This window comes from Lysinibacillus louembei (genome assembly GCF_033880585.1).
Taxonomy (GTDB): domain Bacteria; phylum Bacillota; class Bacilli; order Bacillales_A; family Planococcaceae; genus Metasolibacillus; species Metasolibacillus louembei.
The window spans coordinates 332,014-355,241 of record NZ_CP137624.1 but is presented as its reverse complement, the minus strand read 5'-3'; the positions used below and the strand labels follow the sequence as shown (position 1 = coordinate 355,241).

General features: G+C 37.9%; 12 protein-coding genes. 11 read left to right on the top strand and 1 reads right to left on the bottom strand.

From position 1 onward, the window contains the following. The first annotated feature begins 814 nt into the window (after positions 1-814). The 7 genes from R6U77_RS01795 (at position 815) to R6U77_RS01765 (ending at position 15,080) form a co-directional block, all read left to right on the top strand. Entirely contained in the window at positions 815-3,628 is a 2,814-nt protein-coding gene (locus R6U77_RS01795; RefSeq protein ID WP_319837193.1) for an S-layer homology domain-containing protein, read from the top strand. A gap of 194 nt (positions 3,629-3,822) precedes the next feature. Next, positions 3,823-4,137, top strand: coding sequence for a hypothetical protein (locus R6U77_RS01790; protein ID WP_319837192.1), 315 nt, complete (start codon positions 3,823-3,825; stop codon positions 4,135-4,137). Beyond that, on the top strand, positions 4,137-6,233 hold the full coding sequence (locus R6U77_RS01785) for an S-layer homology domain-containing protein (protein WP_319837191.1): 2,097 nt from the start codon (positions 4,137-4,139) through the stop codon (positions 6,231-6,233). The genes R6U77_RS01790 and R6U77_RS01785 overlap by 1 nt, the downstream gene beginning before the upstream one ends. A 290-nt stretch (positions 6,234-6,523) precedes the next feature. Continuing rightward, on the top strand, positions 6,524-10,540 hold the full coding sequence (locus R6U77_RS01780; protein WP_319837190.1) for a hypothetical protein: 4,017 nt from the start codon (positions 6,524-6,526) through the stop codon (positions 10,538-10,540). Between the two features lie 101 nt (positions 10,541-10,641). Beyond that, positions 10,642-11,691, top strand: a complete 1,050-nt coding sequence (locus tag R6U77_RS01775) for a CAP and S-layer homology domain-containing protein (RefSeq protein ID WP_319837189.1) — start codon at positions 10,642-10,644, stop codon at positions 11,689-11,691. A 253-nt stretch (positions 11,692-11,944) separates the two neighbouring features. Then, positions 11,945-12,862, top strand: coding sequence for a C40 family peptidase (locus R6U77_RS01770; RefSeq protein ID WP_319837188.1), 918 nt, complete (start codon positions 11,945-11,947; stop codon positions 12,860-12,862). Positions 12,863-13,091: 229 nt separating this feature from the next. Further along, on the top strand, positions 13,092-15,080 hold the full coding sequence (locus tag R6U77_RS01765) for an N-acetylmuramoyl-L-alanine amidase (RefSeq protein WP_319837187.1): 1,989 nt from the start codon (positions 13,092-13,094) through the stop codon (positions 15,078-15,080). A 714-nt stretch (positions 15,081-15,794) separates the two neighbouring features. Here R6U77_RS01765 and R6U77_RS01760 read toward each other — a convergent pair. Continuing rightward, on the bottom strand, positions 15,795-17,798 hold the full coding sequence (locus R6U77_RS01760; RefSeq protein ID WP_319837186.1) for an S-layer homology domain-containing protein: 2,004 nt from the start codon (positions 17,796-17,798) through the stop codon (positions 15,795-15,797). A gap of 187 nt (positions 17,799-17,985) precedes the next feature. On the opposite strand from R6U77_RS01760, the gene R6U77_RS01755 reads away from it, so the two are divergent. The 4 genes from R6U77_RS01755 (at position 17,986) to R6U77_RS01740 (ending at position 23,192) form a co-directional block, all read left to right on the top strand. Continuing rightward, on the top strand, positions 17,986-19,437 hold the full coding sequence (locus R6U77_RS01755; protein WP_319837185.1) for a circularly permuted type 2 ATP-grasp protein: 1,452 nt from the start codon (positions 17,986-17,988) through the stop codon (positions 19,435-19,437). Next, positions 19,430-20,377, top strand: coding sequence for an alpha-E domain-containing protein (locus R6U77_RS01750; RefSeq protein WP_319837184.1), 948 nt, complete (start codon positions 19,430-19,432; stop codon positions 20,375-20,377). The genes R6U77_RS01755 and R6U77_RS01750 overlap by 8 nt, the downstream gene beginning before the upstream one ends. Positions 20,378-20,402: 25 nt before the next feature. Further along, complete coding sequence (locus R6U77_RS01745) at positions 20,403-21,302, top strand: transglutaminase family protein (protein ID WP_319837183.1); 900 nt, start codon at positions 20,403-20,405, stop codon at positions 21,300-21,302. 411 nt (positions 21,303-21,713) lie between these two features. Next, the gene (locus R6U77_RS01740; RefSeq protein ID WP_319837182.1) at positions 21,714-23,192 is read left to right on the top strand and encodes an O-antigen ligase family protein; all 1,479 of its coding nucleotides are present in this window, start codon (positions 21,714-21,716) and stop codon (positions 23,190-23,192) included. Positions 23,193-23,228: the final 36 nt, after the last annotated feature.

Genomic DNA, 23,228 nt, shown 5'->3' with positions numbered 1-23,228 from the left:
AAGCCGCAAATAAAATGGGAAACCCGCAAATAAATCCGAGAAGCCGCAAATAAAATGGGAAACCCGCAAATAAATCCGAGAAGCCGCAAATAAAATGGGAAACTCGCAAATAACCTCTGAAAAGCCACAAATAAAATGAGAAACTCACAAATAAATCTGAGAAGTCACAAATAAATTAGAGAACCCGCAAATAAATCTGAGAAGTCGCAAATAAAATGAGAAACTCGCAAATAAATCCGAGAAGTCGCAAATAAAATGGGAAACCCGCAAATAAATCCGAGAAGCCGCAAATAAAATGGGAAACTCGCAAATAAATCCGAGAAGTCGCAAATAAAATGGGAAACTCGCAAATAAATCTGAGAAGTCGCAAATAAAATGAGAAACTCGCAAATAAATCCGAGAAATCGCAAATAAAATGGGAAACCCGCAAATAAATCCGAGAAATCGCAAATAAAATGGGAAACTCGCAAATAAATTCGAGAAACTCGCAAATAAAATGAGAAACTCGCAAATAAATCCGAGAAGTCGCAAATAAAATGGGAAACCCGCAAATAAATCCGAGAAGCCGCAAATAAAATGGGAAACTCGCAAATAAATCCGAGAAGTCGCAAATAAACTGAGAAACTCGCAAATAACCCCTGAAAAGCCACAAATAAACTGAGAAACTCACAAATAAATCAATTAATTACTGTAACTTCTTCCAAAAACCTACGTCTAAATTTATGTAAAAACTAAGCTAGGCACCAAAACAGCAAAAAAAATGTTAAAATAGTAGTAGATAGTGATTTTAGCATTAGAGGAGGAAGAATAGTAAATGAAAAAATCATATAAAAAAATGTTAGCCTCTACGGCAGCAGTAGCGGTAGTAGCTTCTGCAATTGTTCCTGTTGCGAGTGCAGCATCCTTTAAAGATTTAAATGGTCATATGTATCAAAATGAAATTTTAGCATTAGTCGATGCGGGCGTTATTAATGGATATCCAGATGGCACATTCCTTCCAAATAATTCATTAACACGCTCGGATGTTGTTAAGCTTTTAGGAAAATATTTAGTGTCGTTAGGTCATGAAGTTCCAGCTGATTATAAAACAAAAATGCGCTTTACAGATTTAACAGCAAAGTCTCAGGATGAGCTATTACAATATGCTGCGCTTGTTAAAGATGTAGGGGTATTCCAAGGTAGCGCTGGTCAGCTGATGCACCGTGATGAAATGCGTCGCGACCAAATGGCGACAGTGCTTGTGCGTGCATTCAATGTAATCAATGACTTTGATTACGCAGCACATGTGAAGGAACAAGGCTTCACAAGCACAATTTCAGATTTAAATAGAACGACAGTAGAGCATCAAACAAATATTGCTGTATTAGATTACTATGATATGGTAAAAGGTGCTTCCTTTAACCCGAAAGATATGACGAAGCGCGGTCAATTCGCTTACTTCCTATACCATATGCTGCAAATTGAAACAAAGCCTGTACTAACAGTGAAAAAAATCGAGGTAACAGCAGCTGATAAGCTTTCTGTTACACTATCTGATGACAAAACGTATACAGTAACATTACCAACGCCACTTGTTGAAAATGTGGAGACAGATGTAAAATTCAAAATCGATGAAGTAGAATATGCTGCAAAAGTAAAATACGAAGTGCCAGATTTAAAAGTAACGGCAGTTACAAATCCAAATGGTGGGCAAGTTAAAATTGACTTTAACCAACCAGTAGCACTTGCAAACGTATTAAATGAAGCAGATATCAACAAAATTGTAAAAGTAGCAGGCATTGCAACACCAGGTAAAATTGATTTATTAAAAGGTGAGCTAAGCGCGGATAAAAAATCTTTAACTGTTACAATTAAAGGTGTAAAACCGTTAACTGAAGGTCGCTACAATGTTGTTGTGGATGGCGTGAAAACAGAAAAAGGCTTAACACTTATTAAATATGATGAAGTACCAACATTTACAGCTGACAAAGTAGCACCAGCAATCGCTTCTGCTGAAAACGCTGGAGCAACACGCGTGAAGGTGAAGTTTACTGAACCAGTGACAAATACAACAGGTACAACGCAATTTACATTAGCAAATGGCTCAGTTATTTCCAATGTAACAGGTACTTTAGAGCGAAATGCAACAGAGGTTACATATGACTTTACTAAAGCAACAGTAAATGGCGTTGCTTTATCTCCAGGTACTTCTGTGAATATTACATTTGGTGCATTAGTAGATATTTCAAATAATGTAGCACCAGCAAATACTGTTAAAACGACAGCTACAATTGGTGTGCGTGATGGTGTAGCACCAACATTATTAAATATTGAACAAGTAGGTGCACGCAAATTTAAACTAATTTTCTCTGAGGAAATTCGTGATTTAACACGTACAGACATTAGTGTAGTCCAAAACTCACAAACTTTAGGTGTAATTGGAGTAGAAAAAGATAAGAAAAATCCAGTTGCTTATATTATTGAAACAGCACAAGAGCTAAATGGCTATGCAACAGTAGCGAATGCTTCTGGTCGTTATATTACAGACTTATCAGGTGAGTCTAATACATTCTACATGTACTATAACTTTGTCCGAGATACGACAGTACCAAGCTATGTATCAACAACGGTTGTGAAAGACAATAATGAAGAGTATTTAGAAATTTTATTTGATCGCAATATCAACGTATTACCAAACGCTAATATTGCATTTAATGGTTGGTATGCACAAGCTAACAATCAACAAGGGCAATTGAATGTTTCAGCAATTCCGAAAAAAGTAGCAACAAACGATAAAGCGTTACGTGTAAAATTGCGTGATTTATTAGGTGTTGGTTATGATTTTGTGGGTGCTAAATATGCAGGGCAGATACATTTATCAGGTGTCGTAAGTGAATATAACCTACCAGTAGCAACAACTCCACAGCAAATTCAATTTGATCGCTCTGGCGATTTAGGTAGTATTGCGGATAGAGTAATTGTAGAACGTGTGGAATCGGTTCCTTCAAATGAGAATAACAGATATCAAAATATTCGTGTGACTTACTCACACCCAATCGATTTTGCATCTGCAACAAATAATCAAAACTATATTGTAGATGGTACACAAGTTATTAGTGCTTTACCGACTCAAGGTGGTATTGCAAATCGTCAAGTTGACTTGCGCTTATCAGTAAATGACACAACGCAGTTAAACGAATTCTTTACAACGGTGACAATTAATAATGTATATGCAGCTGGACGCAATGTGATGGTAGATGCTTATTCAGCACCATTAAGATTACGTGAAAACAATAAGCCCTATGTAGTTGGGAATAATGTTGCGGTATCGACTGAGGATATTGCAAATGGGCTAAAAGTAGGGAAAACAATTTCTTTCACAGTTTCTGAACCAATACAAACAACAATTCCTAACCCATTCTCTGTTATGGTTAATAATGTAGATATAGTACAACAAGTTTCTTATAGTGGTGATAACCGAGTTGTGAATATTAGCCTCAAAAATGATATTCAGCAAAATGACGTAGTGACAATTGCATTAAAGCAAAATGTCATAATTACAGATGCAGCAGGTAATGTTTTTAATTTTAATACAACAAAATTTAGTTTTAATGGCTCACAAAGCTACACATATGGAGTACTACAATAAAACACTAGCCTTGTAAACTACTATTACTAGAAAGTAACCAAACTGTAATAAAAACTCAGCAGATTTTCATATAAAATAAAAGATGGTGTAGCTTGCTACACCATCTTTTCTAATTTTCATGATGCAATTCATGTATAATAAAAAAGTTGAGGTGAAAAATAAGTTAAGCATGTCAGAGAAGGAGTTATCGCAACATGAAGAAATTACTAACAGCATTACTTGTGCTATTGCTCGTTAGCTCATCGCTGACGCCAGCAGCTATTTATGCAGCAGAGGAGCAGGAAAGTAATGAGCCAGTTGTAGGAACAGTAGAAGAACAAGTACCAACAGCTGAACAAGTAACGGAAGAAAAGCAAGAGGACACAGAGGCGCAAACTGAGGAAGAGGCACAGCCAGCTGAAGAAGTGGTGCCCGTTAAAAATGAGCAACCTACAGCAGAAACAGAATATGTAACTGTTCCTCAAAAATTAGCAGATGTACCAAACAGCTTTTGGGCGAAAATGAAGTAATGCAGCTCGTGGAAATTGGCGCAATTAACGGTTATCCAGATGGTGAGTTTCGTCCAGCCTTAACGATTTCAGTTGGGCAATCGACAAGTCTTTTGAAAGGTGCGCTACAGTTACCAGAGGCACCGTATCAGCCGATTTTTAAAGATGTAAGTCAAAAGTCGAGCTTTGCAGCAGGTGTATTTTCTACATATAAAGCAGGAATTTTTAAAGGGAAGAAAGATGGCACTTTCGGAGTTGCTGACCCATTGACACGTGAAATGATGGCTTCAGCCTTAGTAAATGCCTTTCATTTAAAGGACACAGGCGAAGCGATTACATTCAAGGATTGGGATAAAATTAGTCCAGAGCATCAAGAAAATGTTAAAATTTTAGCACAGCATGGCATTACAACGGGACGTGAGGATGGTAGCTATGATCCGCAGGCAGTCGTTAACCGTGTGACATTTGCGGTGATGATTCATCGTGCGCTTGTGATGAATAATGAAATTACACCAAAGGACTACACGATTGAGACAGCACAGCAATCAAAATTTACATTGTTCCGCAAAGAGGCGAATTTTGCACAAGTAACAAAAGGCGATACACCGCTATTTGTACGCTCAGAATCAGCGATTAAATTAGCAGGAACGAAAACAGAAAACTTCGGTGTAGCAACAGATACAATTTACACATATAAAATTGGCTCACATGCGACACTAAAAGTGACAGTGCGTCGCCTAACAAATGGCGATGAATTTGTCTTTTCTACATTAACAAACACAAGCGATGCAAAGGTAAGTGTGGATTTATTCCAAAAGCAAGCGAATGTGACAAATTTCCGCCTTTACCGCTATGATCGTTTCCCGATTTCTAAAAATGTCAATGATGTGTTTGGCTACGATTCATCAAGCTATCCGACAGGGCTAATGCGTTTTATGTCGACTGAAAAGCTTGCTGGTGATCGCATGGTAGGACAAGCCTATCGTTCTAAGCAGCTAACGCAAAAATATGATAATGGCGGTACGAGCTATATGCGTGATTTACGTGCAGAGTACGAAGCGTTGTCATACACATGGTTAGGAACAGATTTATTGTCATTTTACACACTAGCGTCAACTGGTCAGGATATTGTAGATACATGGTATATGGATTCAAATGAACGTTTATTTAACAACGATGAGAATATGAATAGCTGGATGGTGGAAACGGCTGCGAACTATAAAAAGCGTAACAATTGGTATACTGCGGAAGGTCCATTTAACAAAATGGCTACAACGACAGAGCCAATGCCGAAAAACTATCAAGGCTTTGGACGCAATTTACTGTTAGTAAAGGAAGACCGCGCACTTGTTCTATTTAAAGAGCAAGGTGACCGTTACTTTGCTAACTTAGTGAAAAATTCCTTTGTCAGCCTACAAAAATTTAAAGGCAATAAGACATATTGGGAAACGGAAGTAACGAGTACGTATTTAAAAGGGCTATATGGTATTCATGCACCATTTATTGATACGCGCTTTAATGAGCAAATCGCATTGTTCTACTACAATTCAGGTGCGGAATTTGAAATTCCAAACTATCGTACACCATTAAAAAATTATGCAGATTTAATCGTTTCACAAAGAACAAATAATAATGTTATTCGTGTCACTAAAGATGCCTATTACATTCCAGACTACTTCCCACTTAAGCAAAATGTTACAACACATACGTCGATGAACCATTTGCTTGGTGGTATGAACATTTTATTGATGGCTTATAATGAATTTGGTGATGCTAAATACCTTGAAACAGCAACAGCAATTCAAGCGGCATTAGCAATCGAAAAAGATAAATGGATTCGTCCGAATGGAGATATTTGGTATCGTATGAATAAGGAAGGTCAGTTTGCAGGTACAGACTATCAGCATTTGACATTAGAGGATTTAATCCAATCATATCGTCTATGGAAAGATATCGATACGTCAAAATTGCCTGTTCTTGAGGAAATGATTGCCTCAAAAGCGGGGTATTTATCAGCTAATCAGCTAGGCTACACAATGAAAATTAAAAACGGTCTTGAAGCAATTGGCATGCTGCACTATTTACCAGAAGGTCCATTGCACACAGACGCATTATAAAATAGAAGGGGGCGTTGCAAAGGGGCGCTCCCTTTGCGACGAGGATGGTGACAATTGATTGTGACCACCGCAGGAGCACAATTTTAAACAAAAATTGACTATGTAAAAAAGCGGAGCCGTCCAGAAAGTTCACTTTCTGGACGGCTCCTTTTTCTTTGGAACGAAGAATAAATCCTTGAAAACGCAGAATAACTATCAAGCAACGGTAAAATCACCATTTTTTTCTTCAAAAACTGCACATTTTGCCGATAAATAACGTAAGTCGATTGATGCACGAAAGGATGAACTAAATGAACAATAAAGTGCGTGTAGGAATACTAGCGAGCCTGTTACTTGCGCCAGCTACACTTGCAAATGCAAACGAACAAACACCTATCACTCAGCAAAATGAACAAGTGCCATTTAATGTGGTAGCGAATGTATCAGAGCGAGATATTTTATTAGCCCCATTTAAAACATTATATGAGGAATCTAGTAGCAGTGCGATAGCTCAAGCGAGTGACGCCATTGAAAGCTATACGCCTGAGCAACGAGCTGTTATAGGCGAGGCAGATGCTGTTTTACTTGAGGCGAAGGTGGACTACGTTAAGGCCCATGCACAGGTAGTGAAAGACTTGAATGCCGTGAAATTAGCGATTGATCAATTAGCTGTGACATCGCCTACTCTAATGACCTCCGTAGAGGAGATAAGAGTGGATTATGATCAAGCGGTAGAGGATTTAGAGGACATACAAGAGGAATTTAGAACAGCTTTTAATGCCAATCCCAATGCTGAAATTAAAGGTCAACTAAAATATGTTGATAATAATGAAGCGCAAAATAGCGTTATTGTAAGCAATGTTGTAAAAAACTATAAAACGTTAGAGACGCTTGAAAAAGACATTGTTCAAGCGCAGGATTTCATTGATACACACATTATTAATTTACAAAGTCTTTCAAAGCCTACGTATAAAACGGTGATTGCAGAGGCCCAAACTGGCTATAAAGCCCTAAATGATAACCAGAAAAAAATTCTGGCTGCTTACTCTATTGGGCCAGAATTAACGGCAGCTCAACTATTTAAAAAAGCTGAGGATGTACTAATCGCTGTAGGAAAAGCAGATCAGCTTTATACAACTATTTTAACTGCAAATTATACCTCTGTTAGCTCACTTCGTTCGAAAATGAATGATTTAACAAATGCTTTAAAGGTAATTGGCACAGAATATGAGCATTTACTTGAGGCGAATCCAGCTGTTATTGCACAGTTGGACAAGGTCTACAATTTAGTTGAAGCAATCGACAAATTAAAAGTGGAAGATTATCGTACCGAGGAAAATGGTGTAACGACATTACAGAAGCTGAATAATGAATACAATGATATTGCTCCTGAGCACAAAATACGTGTTTTCAATTATAACAAGCTTGACACTGCTACGAAAGATGTCGTTGCAGCAGATCATGTGATTGATTTAATTCGTCAATTGGATATCGATAATCCAACAACATTGCAAACAGCAACAGAAGCGTACAATAAACTAACATCAGATCAGAAAAAGTTAGTTCCAACAGGATTTAGCGATGATTTAAAAACTTTCCAGCAAGATAATAAAAGTGCATCAGCAGTTGTCAAAGCAATCGATGTGCTAAAACCATCTTTAGACACTAGTTTCTTATCAAAACTAAATGCAGCGAGTGCATCTTATAAAAAGTTAAGTGAAAAGGAACAAAAGCATGTGTCAAATGCTGCAACTTTAACACAGCTTGAGCAATTTAAAGATGTTATCGAAAAAGTGGTTACATTGAAGTTGCCTAAATCAACAAAAGAGGAAGTTACGCAATATGAAACAACGGTAACAGAAGCAAGAGCAGCCTTTACGTCAGCTAAAAGCATTGACATTAGCACATTGTCCAATACCCTGCAAACAGCGTTGAACAACACATTGGATACAGCGGATGAAAAATTGAAAGTAGCTGCTACTGATATTGCGCGAGCACAAATGATTGTAACAGCAATTGACGGGCTAACAACTGCAGATACAGCTTCATTATTAGTAAAAATAAGTGAGGCAAGAGCGCTATATGATGAGAAAGTGGAGCCAGCCACATCAGCTAATGCGAAAAAGCTCGTTTATAATTACAGTGCATTAGTTGCTTTAGAAAAGAAATATGCTGCTGTATTAAAGATTACGAAAGAGATTGATACACTACCAACTTACTATAATAAAACATCATTGCTTGGTCGCATTCAATCTATTCAAAAGGCTTATGATAGCTTAGGCACAATGAAGGATGCAGTTTATAACCAAACAGCATTACAGCAGCTTGATCCAGTTGCGCAATTTATGGTAGGTGTTAATGCATTAAAGCCGAAGGATAGCGACTATGAGGCAAAGGTGAAAGCGTTACAGGATGATTATGTAGTAATCAAGGCAAGCTTTGCAGATGATCAGTATAAGCCATTAATTGCTATGTTGAATAAAAATTATGAGGCAAAGCTAACGCTAGCTGATAGCAACATTTCAATTGCAAGCAATGTTGTTCAAAACATTGAAGAATTAAAATTGCTCAAGGATGCTACGGTTGCCGAAAAAATTAACAATATTAAAATAGAATATAAAAAAGTAAAACAAAAAAATCTTGTAACAAACTATAAGGATTTCCAGGCAATTGAGAAAGATTATAAAAAAGCAAGCAAAGTCATCAAATTGATTACTGATTTACCAACAGCTACACTCGCTGATGCGAAAAACTATGCGAAGAAAGTAGCGGCAGCTCAAAAAGCATATGAGAAATTAACAACAGAGCAAAAGAAATATGTGCACAATGAAAATGCACTGAAAGAGGTAATTCCATCCGCACAGGTCATCGGACTGATAGCTGAATTAAAAACATCAAGCAAGGATTATTTAGCAAAGCTAGACGAGGCAAAAAAGAAATATGCAGAACTATCTGAGGATAATCAAAAGAAAGTTGTCAATGCTAGCTTACTAACAGATGGTGACGCAATGAAGGCATCTGTTGAAGATGTAGAGGCGTTAATTCGTGCCGCAATACCAACAGCGACAGATTATATCCAAAAGCTAATCGATGCGCGTCAAGCGTATGATGGACTATCAAAAGACGAACAGCGCATGGTAAGCAATATTAAAGACTTAACAACGCGTGAAAAAGCGGTTAAGCCTGTATTAAAGCTAACGGAAGATATTGCAGTACTTGATCCATCAAATGCAACAAAATTTATTTCACAGTATAAATCAGCCTTGAAAGCACATGAGAAATTAAGCTTTGCAGATCGTGCACTTGTGACAAATGAGCAACGCTTAGTGACAGAATTAGCACCAATCTTCAAAGTGATGGAGCAAATTTCACTTATTAAAGAATCAAGCAAAACATTTGTTGAAGATGTAACGAAAACACGTGCTGCTTACAATGCATTATCAGCTGGTCAGCAAGCACAAATTTCGAATTATGCCCGTTTATTAGAGCAGGAGCTGAATGTGCAAGGTGGTGCGCGCGTTGATGAGATGATTCGTGCAATTAAAGGCAGCAATCCGAAAGAATATGTTGCCAATGTCAAAGCAGCACGAGAAGCCTATAATGCATTAAGCTCTGCAAATAAAAAGGGTGTTACTTTAATTAATGATTTAAAAGAAGAAGAAAAATATATTAAGCCGGTTGAGGTTGTCATGCAATTAATCGATGGCTTATCGAACCCACGCAATGATATGGCAAAGCAAGTAACAAGCATTCAAAAAGCGTTAGCAAAATTGAATAGCGAGCAGCAGTCATTCGTTGCCAATATGTCTGATTACACAGATTTAGCGAGCATTATTCATGTATATGAATTAATTCAAAAGCTAAATCCATCGGATAAATATTATTTCGGAAATTTACAAGCAGCCCAAACAGCATATGGTAAACTATCGGCAGAAGAGAAAATGCGTGTAACGAATTACTACAAACTACAAGAAGCAATTACAAATGTCGAAGGTGTAGAAAACGTTATTAATACAATCGCAGGACTATCTTCAAGCTCCAGCACATATTTTGCAGATGTTGAAAAAGCGCTAGATTTATATAAAGCGTTACCTTCTGCATTGAAAAAACAAGTGCATAACTATGATATTTTAAAAAATGCTGAGAAAAGCATTAAAAATGCACAAAAAGTAATGAATACGATTGATCAAATTGATCCAACGGTACGCAGCTTCGAGTCGAAAGTGAAATCGGCACGCAAGGCTTATGATAAATTAGCACCAGAGGAAAAAATGTTAGTAACAAACTATACATTTTTAACACGTTATGAATTAGAATTAGGTTTATAAAATGGAATGAGGCTGTCTTGAAAAGGTAATATCTTTTCAGACAGCCTTTATACGAAATTGTCTTTGCAGACGGCTTCATTCCTAGTATTGGGGTGTCATTAATGAAAGAAAAATTGATTGTCGTGATGTTAGCACTTGCGTGTATTTGGCAAACACCTGCATACGCAGCTGTGCATTTTAAAGATTTACCAAATGCTTATTGGGCGACACCTGCCATTATGCAATTAGTAGATGTGGGATATATGGAAGGCTTTGAAGATAATACATTTCGACCAAACGAGTTAGTTACGAGGGAAGAAGCTGCTGTAGTTATTGCGCGGGCAATAGGTGGTGCGCCTGCCAAAGATTTTCTTTTACAAGCAACTGATGTACCACCAACACATACGCACTATGCAGAAATTCGCAAGCTTGCACAACTAGGAATTATTCAAAACAATGAGCTTTTTCAGCCAGATGAGCCACTTCAGCGAGCACATCTTGCCAAAATGATTGCGCTTGCCTTTCATATTACAACAGATGCGTACAATAAAGCAGCATTTAAAGATTTGCCTAAAAACTATTGGGCAAAAAACTATATTGAATCATTAGCAGATATTGAAATTGTTACAGGAAAAACGGCAAGTAAATTTGAGCCAACAGCCTATGTAACACGTGCTCATTTAGCAGCATTTATAGCAAGGGGAATGGCCTTTCAACAGAAGGTAGCACGTCATGAAGTCGTCTATGATTATCTTGGCAAAGGCTATATACCGACAATAAGTGATAAAGGTGATTTTGCCAAAGAAGCGATTGCGATGACAAATCAGCAACGTCAACAACATGGCTTGAAGCCTTTAACATATGATCCGCAATTAACACAATTAGCAGTTATTAAAGCACAAGATATGATTCAGCACAATTATTTTGAGCATCAATCGCCACGTTATGGCGCACCATGGGATATGGCAGAGTTATTTGACTATTCATATACAAGCTTTGGTGAAAATATTGCTCGAAACTTTAATAGCGCACAAGCAGTGACAGATGCATGGATGGCCTCTACTAAGCATCGTGAAAACATTTTAAAAGCGAGCTATACACATATTGGAATTGGCATTAAATATACAAAAGATGGACAATATTATTGGGTACAGCTTTTTTCCAGTAAATAAAATGTTTTGCTTTTATAAAAAGCGGGTATGTAAAAAAGTGGTGTGTAATATTACAATGTAGTTACGGAGTTGCCACGTATATTACGATAAAATTAGATAAAAAGCGCAGAAATACAGCTTCAACGCTGTCATTTCGCGCTTTTTTGCTATTTTCTAAACTGTTACACAAGTGAAAAGTTATAGCGGGCTTTTCTATGGTAGTCTTTTAATTGGGCCTACAGCCAAGGGAAATTTGAGAGGAGAACAAAACATTTTGAAGAAACGAGTTTTATTACCTGTATTTGCTGCATTTATGATTTTTGCAGGAGCAAATTCACATGAGGCAGAAGCAGCATCAGTAGATCAGTTAACGTCATCGGCTTATAAATATATCGGAACACCATACATATACGGAGGTACAACAACACGCGGCTTCGATTGCTCAGGCTTTACACGCCAAGTATTTAGCGATTTAGGTATTTCACTACCGCGTACATCTGGTGCACAATATGGCCAAGGTCAAGCAGTTGCCAAAAGTAATTTACAAGCAGGCGACTTATTATTTTTCAATACATCTGGCGCAGGTGTATCACATGTAGGGATTTACATCGGTGATCAAAAATTCATCCATTCACAAACGAATCAAGGTGTGAGCGTGACAAGCATTCATGCATCATACTGGGCAAGTCGTTATATCGGTGCAAAGCGTGTCAAAAGCTTTTCAACTGCTGAACTAGCAAAAGCAGAAGTAAAAAATGCACAAATTGATTTTTCAGTATATGCTTCACGCGGTGAAGTAGCCATTCAATTAGCAAAGGCATTAAATCTTGATACATCTGATACAAGCTCACCATTTGCAGATGTGAAGCCATCAGCAAAATATGCTGGTGCTGCGACAGCATTGAATAAAATTGGCGTTTTCTCTGGAGATGAACATGGAAAATTTAATCCTGCATCACCTATCACGCGTGCACAGCTAGCTAAAATTTTAGTTGTTGCATTTGATTTACAGCAAGAAGGCGATGCACCACACTTTAAAGACGTACCTGCATCACACTGGTCAAGTGAATATATCGCAACATTGGCTTCAACAGGTATTACTGTTGGTAAAGGTGACGGCACATTTGCTGTGAATGATTATGTTACATTAACACATCTTGAGGCATTTATTAACAGAGCACAGCAGCAATAAAATAGGATACACTGGGCCGTCTTCGATAATTTGTTAGACGGCTCATTTTTTCATGATTTAGAAGGAGCCCTAATAAAGTTTGTAACTTTTTGCGATGTTCCTAAGTCAAATGAGATAGCGATACGAGGTTTTCACAAAAAAGATGGAAGAAAGTCGAAAACTAGATTTCGCAAAAGGAAAATTTTTGTTACAATTAAACTTGGTAAAGTAGAAGGGAGGAAAAGAGGCATTGTCTTTCAAAAAAGTCAGCCTGATGTTAATTGTCGTTATAATGTCAATGTTTAATATACATAATGTATATGCCAATGCGCGATTCGCCGATGTTTCTACTTCACATGGATCGTATGAAGAAATTAATTACTTAGTAGACTTAGGGGTAATTAAAGGATACACGGAGAATGGCAAAACTATCTTTAAGCCAAACGCACCAGTAACGCGTGGACAAGTTGCGAAAATGGTGGTAGAGGCTACAGGAAATAAGCCGCTAGTTGTTCAAAAATCATCTTTTTCTGACGTTCAAGTAGGAACGGAGCTATCTGGCTATGTTGAGCGTGCCATCGAATTAGGCTACTTCTCAGCATACTCTCAAGGGAAGTTTGGCCCAAACGTACCACTAACACGTGATGAAATGAGTAAAGTACTTGTTAGTGCTTTCAAATTAGATGCAGAGGAATTTGGCAAGCTAACAGTGCCATTTACAGATATTAAGCCAACACATGCTTATTATAAATATATTGCAGCAATTTATTATAGTGGAATCACAAAAGGTGATACAACAGGTACAAAGTATAATGCAACAGAGGTTGTGAAGCGTTCACAGTTCGCCTCATTTATTGCTCGTGCTAAAAACGAAAAATATCGTTTAGATTTACCTGTCAAAGGAGTTACGATGCCAAGTGCTGAAGATGCAATTGGACAAGTACGTGCAACGACAGATAATTTAAATATACGTTCTTCTGCTAGCTCAGCAAACAATTCAAATGTTTTAGGTAAAGTAAACACAGGTACAACGCTTTATTTGTATGAAGTGAGTGCAAATGGATGGCTTAAAGTTGCCTATGAGGGGCGCTATGCTTATGTTTATAAAGATTATGCGCAGCTTATAGCAGCAGATGGTCAAGCATTAAGTAAAGTAAACAAAGAAGTGAAGGCAGTTGGGGAAGTCGCTCTTTATAAAACGCGTGATGTGAATAGTCAATCAATGGCAAAATTCACAGATGACGCAACAATTAAAGTATATGGAACGACAGGCAACTGGTATTTAACAGAGCAAAATGGTATTCCAGGCTATGTCCGTATTTCACAAACAAAGGATATTGTTGTGGAGCCACCAAAGGATAACAACGGTGGGCAAGAAGGCTCTGATAATGGTTCGGGAGAAGAACAACCACCAGTAGTTGTAGAACCGGAGCCGGAACCAGAACAGCCTATACAACCCGAGACGCCACCAACATTGAATACGAAAACGATTGGTAGCGTAACAGTGGATGGCTTGCATATTCGTCAATCGGCATCAGGCTCTTCTGCTTCATTAGGGAAAATGAATCGTGGGACACTTGTAGAAGTGCATTCCATCTCAGGCAACTGGGCAAATGTTACACATAATGGTGTAACAGGCTATGTGCATAAAACTTACTTACGTCTTATTAATCAAACAGGCTCCAAAATAGCTGGTCGCATTATCGTGATTGATCCAGGGCATGGTGGTAAAGATCCTGGCACAACACACGGTAAAGCAGCGCAAGAAAAAGAAATCACACTGAAAGTATCAAACTTAGTGAAGAAAAAGCTTGAGGCAAGTGGTGCTATCGTAAAAATGACACGCACAGGCGATACGTATCCATCATTACAGGATCGCGTAGATTTCACGAAAAATAACTATGGAGAAATCTTCGTCAGCATCCATGTAAACTCTGCTAGTTCATCTGCTAAAGGTACAGAAACATACTACAGTGTAACATCGAATGATAATGAAAAAGAAGACTTCGCTTTAGCGACAGCAATCAATAGTCAAATTGTTAAGCAAGCAAATATGAATAATCGTGGTGTAAAACGTGTCGATTACTATGTAGTAAAAGGTCTTGTTGTGCCTGCTATATTAGTAGAGCTAGGCTTCCTATCAAATGAAGAAGACCGCAACAAGCTAACAAGCGACAAATACGCAGAAATTTTCGCTCAAGCAATCTACGATGGAATTGTAGAGTACTATAGTAAATAAACGGAGAGGCTACTAGATTTCTAGTAGTCTTTTCTTTTTTTGAGAAGGCGCAACGTCAATAAATTGAGCAAGTCGAAAATATATCTGGCGAAGTCGCAAATAAAATGAGAAAAGCGCAAATATATCAGAGAAGCTGCAAGTAAAATGGGAAAAACGCAAATATATCAGAGAAATCGCAAATAAAATGGGAAAAGCGCAAATATATCTGAGAAGTCGCAAATAAAATGAGAAAAGCGCAAATATATCCGAGAAGTCGCAAATAAAATGGGAAAAGCGCAAATATATCCGAGAAGTCGCAAATAAAATGAGAAAAGCGCAAATATATCTGAGAAGTCGCAAATAAAATGGGAAAAGCACAAATATATCCGAGAAGTCGCAAATAAAATGGGAAAAGCGCAAATATATCCGAGAAGTCGCAAATAAAATGGGAAAAGCGCAAATATATCTGAGAAGTCGCAAATAAAATGGGAAAAACGCAAATATATCTGAGAAGCCGCAAATAAAATGGGAAAAGCGCAAATATATCCGAGAAGTCGCAAATAAAATGAGAAAAGCGCAAATATATCTGGCGAAGTCGCAAATAAAATGGGAAAAACGCAAATAAATCAGAGAAAGCGCAAATAAATCAGAGAAGAGCGCCAATAGCCCCACAAATAAATCAAAAAACAGGCTGACGGGAAAGATAATATCTTTTCTCGACAGCCTGTTTTTAACTTATTGTAATGGCTTTACTAAGTCTGAGCGAATCCAAGCAAAGTCAGCGGGTGGGTTGTTGTCTGAGTACACTTTGTACCAGATGTAGCCATCGCTACCCATTGTTTCTTCTACAATTGCTACAGGGTAACCGAATAAGCCTGTTTCACCTGTTGTTTTCGCTTTGTAGATGAAAGCGATTGGTGAGGAAGTGGACGGTTCCATACGTGCGTTTACTGACTCGCCATTATTTAGCACCATAGCTAGGCGACCTTGCTTAAAGTCTTTGCGACCGAAGCGGTTGTCTAGACGATACATATGGCCTGCAATTTTGCTACCCCAGTATGGATCTGATGCGTAATGGACGTTCATCCCTGTCGTTTTATTGCCAGGTACAGCGCCTTTTGCATAGCCACCTGCTTGAGGTGCATAGTTTTTATTGACATATTGATTAATGAAAGCAAGAATGCTGTCATTTGCAGATGCATAAGTTGAACCAGCAGCTTCATTAGCATCGAAAACGCGGATGCCGAAAATATTATTTTTTTGAAGCGCATTGGTACTTATACCATAATCACTTTCATGGATAGCTGTTGCTAAAATAAACAATGCATTGACATGATGCTCTTGTTCTACTGTTTTTAAAAATTGACCTAATCCGAGTAAACGAGATTCCGTTAAAATATTAGCATAGCGTGATGCTATTGGGCGACGTTCCTCAAGAATTTTTTGAATCATATAATCAAGCTCTTCTGCTGTATAATTTGTCGGTTGGCGTAATGAGGCAAATTGGAAATATTGATAATGCTTGCCTACAAGCTGATTATTCGCATTGTAGAAATGTACACCATCTGTTCCATAATAATGAACGCCTGCTGCCATAAAGCTTGGCGCCTCGCCCATTACATATTCGCCAATGAAGGCTTGTGTAATATGGTTATAGAGCTTATGAGAAAGCATGCCGTTTGCAACATAGTAATAGTCGCGCCCTTTAATAAGGGAAGTAGGTGTTAGCGTAATTTCATTCATTTTTGCATAGCCTTTTGTATCACCAGCTTGTACAATCGCATACTTATTGTTGCTACCGTAATATTTTAGCTCAGAGCCTTCAACAACATATGTTAAGGCATTAGTGAAATCCTGATTGCCATAAATCGTTACTGTATTTGCTGCAACATCAGCAGCTGAGGCGATACCTGAGTTCATTTTAATGATTTTATTACCTTGGAACAGTACATTAACACCGTTCGTTGATTGGTAAGCGGCTTCTGCTTGTTCATATGTAGTATAAACAGTTGGCTGCTTTGTTACCGTTATACCAGAAACTGTACCTACATAATAGTTGTTGTTCGTTTCCACAGGTGGTGGCGTAGGCTGTGGTGTATTGTTTTCTGGCTCTTGTTGCGCATATTGCTGTGCGACAACGTTTGTACGATATAAAAATGCTGCAGCATGTGCGATTGTTGCAGAGCCTTGTGGGTTAAAGAACACGCCTTTTTTCTCATGAGAGCCACGAATAATATTGTAATAAACAGACGTAGAGACAGCTTCATGGAATTGTTTACTAATCTTTTTATTATCCGCAAATGTTAATGGCGCAGATTGTGCTGGAACATTTAAATAACGTAAAGCTTTATAAAGCATGGCCGCCATATGCTGGCGCGTAATTTTTTCATTCGGTCGGAATGTTCCGTCAGGATAGCCCCCTAAAATACCTGAGCCCGCAGCTGCTTGAATTTCAAATGTTAAAGGATCACCGACTTTTAAATCTGAAAATTGATACTTGTCCGATGCAGGTAAGTTAAAAGCACGTGTAATATAGGCAGCAAATTCGCCGCGTGTTACAGCGCGATTAGGCTGATAGTTACCTTTACTATCAGGCAGAATGACACCTAAATTTGCCCAATGTGTCAGCTCATTTACCATCTGATGTCCTTGAATATCGTTCGCATAAGATGAAGATGGCATGACCACCGTAAGCATTAAAATTATGGTGATGACAAAGGTTGTTATTTTTTTGATCATAAAAAGATCCTCCTTTCAATCTATAATAGTTTAACAGTATTTTTAAGAGATGAATAGAAGATACTAGGTTTGTAATGATATTGTAACCTCAAAAATAATAGTCTGAAAATTTAGATATTTAGGAGGTTTTTTTAAGAAAATGTGGAATATATCTATACTTTATTGATTTAATTAGGAGGCGATCTGAATGGTGAAATTATATGATTCTAGTATGTTTTACGATGAGATGCTAGAGGGAAGTAAGCCAAAAGTGCACTATCAAACATTTTATGAGCAATTGCAAGCGTTTTCTATGCAACAGCTTCAAGATAAGCATCAAGCTGCACAGTCTAGCTTTTTAAGAAAAGGAATCACCTTTACGGTTTATGGAGCAGAAGGAGGTACAGAGCGCACGATGCCCTTTGATTTTGTACCAATTATCATACCTGAGGAAACATGGAAGATGATTGAAAGAGGCATGAAGCAACGGGTGAAGGCACTGAATCTTTTTTTGCATGATGTTTATCATGAGCAGAAAATTGTGAGGGCAGGTATTGTGCCGAAAGCATTAATTGATAATAATCCATATTACTATAAACAAGTAATCGGTACGACAGTGCCATTACAAAATCATATTTTTCTGGCAGGCATTGATTTAATTCGTGATGAGCATGGCAATTATTGCGTGTTGGAAGATAATTTACGCAACCCTTCTGGCATGAGCTATGTTTACCAAAATCGCTATGTGATGCGCAATATTTATCCTGAATTTTTTGGTGATTACTCAATTGAGCAGCTAGAGGGGCAGCTCGTTTATATGCGAAAGGCTTTGTTAGCACATCGCCCGGCAAATTTGCCTATCGATCAAGAGGTGCATGCAGTGCTCTTGACAGCAGGTATTTATAATTCTGCTTATTATGACCATGTCTTTTTAGCGAAAAGCTTAAATATTCCGCTTGTTGAGGGACGTGACCTTGTTGTTAAAGATGATACCGTCTATTTAAAAACGATTTTGGGCTTAAAACGTGTAGATATTATTTATCGTCGTATCGATGATGATTTCTTGGACCCTGTGCATTTTAGAGAGGATTCAATGCTTGGTGTTGCGAATCTTTTAGATGCTTATAAAAAAGGCAATGTCGCCATTTTAAATGCTGTAGGCAATGGTGTGGCAGATGATAAGGCGATGTATCAATACGTGCCAGAGATGATTCGCTTTTATTTACAGGAGGAGCCAATCATTAATAATGTGCATACGTATTTATTAGAGGAGGAAGAGACAAGAGCGTGGGTACTAGAGCGTTTGGATGAGCTCGTAGTAAAAAATGTAGGAGCATCTGGTGGCTACGATATGCTAATTGGACCGCATGCTACAGAGGAGGAACGCCAGGTTTTCCGTGAAAAAATTCTCGAAGCACCGCATCAATATATTGCACAACCAACGATTAAGCTATCACGTGTACCAGCATTTCAAGAAGGCCGCTTTTATCCATGTCATGTTGATTTACGTGTTTTTGTGATGAGCGGTGATGAAACATATGTATTACCTGGCGGCTTATCACGTGTTGCCTTGAAGGAGGGCTCATTAGTTGTCAATTCCTCGCAAGGCGGCGGTGGTAAGGACACATGGATTGTAAAAGGAGGGAATGCACATGCTTAGTCGTGTAGCAGATTCATTATATTGGATTGGGCGCTACGCAGAGCGTACGCAAACAAATGCGCATATTTTATTTTCACAACTGGAGCAAATGCTTGAGCTCAGTCATAAAGATGCAGCATATGAAAAAGAGTGGCGAGCCGTATTAACGATTTGTGGATATATTGAGGAATATGAGACACATTATAAGGTCGGTGTATTGGAGGAAATGGTGCGTTATTTAGTATATGATGCTAACAACTTAAACTCGCTTATGTCAACGGTTAACAGTATACGGACAAATGCACGGCATACGCGTGATCGCATTCCGAACGAGCTATGGGAGGAATGGAATAGCCTATATTTAGATATTCAAGATGGCGCATATTCAAATGAAATTTCTGTATTAAATACAACAGATTTTTTAACACATATTCGCAAAACTGCGTTAACGTCAACAGGAGCGATTGATTCCTTAATGACGCGAGATGTCGGCTATCAATTTTTGAAAATCGGTAAATGGCTAGAGCGCTCAGAAAAAACAGCGCTAATTTTACATCGTTTATTAGAAATTGCGGATCATTTAGAGGTGGACCGTGCTCTACGTCTAAGCCTTCGTTATACGAATACAGTAGATGAATATGCATATCGTTCGAGTGTTTTAACGATAGATAGCATTCTGCATTTTTTAATTAGCGATGCGAAATGCTCACGCTCTGTTGCATATGGACTACATAAAATTAAACATACAGTGTATGATATAGAGCAAGGATTAACAAATCACAATGTAGAAAATATGTATCGTACGTTAGACGAGCTAATTGCTTTAACAAATGTAGATGCGACAACGCTCACAATTGAAGAGAAGAAGCAGTGGGTAAACAATATTCGCCAAAGCTGTACGAACTTTGGTCCAATCATGGCACAGGCTTATTATTTAACACCACCTATTTTAGTTGTTTAACTTGCCTTAGTAGAAGTTCTTCCAAATGAGAGGTCAACTAGCGAGCGATGCAAAAGGGAGCAAACCAATGAAATACCAGATTACACACACAAATATTTTTCGCTATGATAGTGAAGTCGAGCAATCGCTAAATACAATTCGTTTAAAGCCGAGATCTGGTGAATGTCAACGCGTTTTATCATACGATTTAAATATGTCACCACAATCGATGATAAAGGAATATATTGATATTTGGCAAAATAATGTTGGCAGCTTTTATATTGCTGGACCGCATAAGGAGCTTATTATTACAGCTACTTCTACAGTGAGTGTGCAAAAAGCGCCTTATATTTACCAAATTAACTATTCAAATGAAATGCGCAACATTTTTACTTCACAGCTTTTTAGAAATCACTATTTGCCTTTTTTAACAACAGCAGAGCTCACGACATTAACACCTGCACAAGTACAGGAAATTATGCTAGCGATTGATGGCAAAAATGACAATCCATTAGAGCTTGCCTGTCATGTTATGACCTATTTGCACAGCGTTATTCGCTATGATCCAGCAGCAACAATCGTGAGTACAACAGCAAAAGAGGCATTTGAGCTAAAGGCAGGTGTTTGTCAGGATTATACGCATATTATGCTAGGCTTTTTACGTCAATGTGGCGTTCCTGCACGCTATATTAGTGGCTATTTATATGTAGGAGAAGGGGACGATCTGATTGGTGATACAGCAACACATGCATGGGTAGAGATTATGGTGCCTGGCATTGGCTGGATTGGGTTAGATCCAACAAATAATGTAGAGGTCTTGGATAACCATGTCATTCTTTCAGTTGGTCGTGATTACCGTGATGTCAGCCCTGTTGAAGGTGTTTATCAAGGCGGTACACATACGCTTGAAGTAAAGGTAGACGTTAAAAAAATAGAGCATTTATAAAAATGGGGCTGTTTGAGAAAGTTTATACTTTTCGGACAGTCCTTTTATCTTGATTCAGCAGAAAATTCCACCTCTATAGGTGGTGAGAGGAATGCTATATTTTGTCTTCTCTGATTCAGTCTAAATGCGCCACAACCTTGTGAGCATCATGCTGGCCCAAATGCCCCAGCAGATGTGACGGTTCCAGGTTAACTTCTACTGCGAACAAGTTCGAAAAAAATCTGGACGTAATTACGCCGAGGTGTAATGGATAATTCCCTCAAAAAACACTATCAGCAGTTGTAATAGACATGTAACCATATTATACTTAAAAACGTCTTATATTATAATCGCTAGTTATTGCAACTATATACATAGAAGGCACGTTTTATTAATCAGGAAAGAAAATGAAAGAGAGGGTTCATATCTATAATGAAAGATGTATCAGTGAAGATTGGGAAGCAGGAGTGGCTTGAAATAGCGTTGGCAATTGCCGTGTTAATTGCAGCGACGATTATCCCTTCCAAAATTGCATTAATTAGTACAGCAGTATTTTTTGCGTTATTTGCTTTCTTCAAGCCATTTCAAAGCTTAGTTATTTTAATCCCATATGTTATTTTTAGGTCATTCTTTATTGAATTGAACCCAGGAATGAAATTAATTGGAGATTTAATTACATTTGTTGTACTTGCTCGGTTGCTACTAGTGAATATTAAAAACTTCAAAGCATTTTTCTATTTTAAGAAGTTTGAAATAGCATTTTTCCTATTTTTAATTTTAGGTGCCATCATTGGCTATATTAATGGTGTTAGCTTAGGTGCTATCGTATTCCAAGTGCGCACATTTTTAATTATGTATTTACTGTATTATGTATTGAGCCGCAGTAAATTACCAGCCAACTTCTTTGTAAAATTAGCATGGATTACTTTGTTCTCAGGAATTATTCTATTTGTCCAAGGAATTGTGGAAAAGCTATCAATGCGTATGCTATGGATGCCTGAAGTATGGACACAAAAAGTATTGTCATCGACAAATTTTGTGCGTATTTATGGTTTATTAAATAATCCAAACTCGCTGGCATTAGTCATGTTCTTTGCGATTTGTGCGACTGTCTTTTTACGCTTTGTCTACAAGGATGGACAATATAAATATGTATTCTTCCTATCGCAGGTAGCATTTACGGGTATGTTATTACTGACATTATCGCGTGGTGCATGGATTGCTTCTATTACATTTGTTATATTCTTTATGTTACTGGCACGCAATTGGAAAATGCTGAAAAACATTGTCATCACAACTGTGTTAGCAATTATAGTTGTTTATTTACCGACAAACTTCGGTGTGCAATATTTACAAAGCATTGGTGTAGAGAATAGTGTTGCTCCCGATGATATCGGCGGTGGGATTAGCAACCGCTTTGCTGAAACAATTAATGAAGATAACTTAGCATTAATGAACGAAAGTGGTCGTGTGTTCTATATTAAAAAAGGCTTTGAAGTGTTGAAGGACTATCCAATTGCTGGAGCAGGCTTCGGTACGTTCGGTGGTTCCGCAACATTAAGCTATGATTCACCAATATATGAGAAATATAATATTCGTTCAGATATTTATGGTGGTAAAAACTTCTATTCAGATAATCAATACATTCAAGTCATTGCTGAAACAGGAGCAGTTGGTGTGCTATTATTTGCAGGCTTCCTATTGCTAATGGTTTGGATGTTCTGGAAGGAGCGTAGCGCGGCATTCGGACAGTATATGTTTGCGCTATGGTTTGCAACAGGTGTTTGTGGCTTCTTCTATAATATTTGGGAGCTGAAAGTGTACACGATGTTCTTCTTTATGATCTTTGCCATTTTCGCAAGCAACCGTCATTTATATCCAATGCTTGAGTTAAACGAGGACGAAGAATAACAATAGGGGCTGTTCTTAAAGTGACCTAGTGTATCA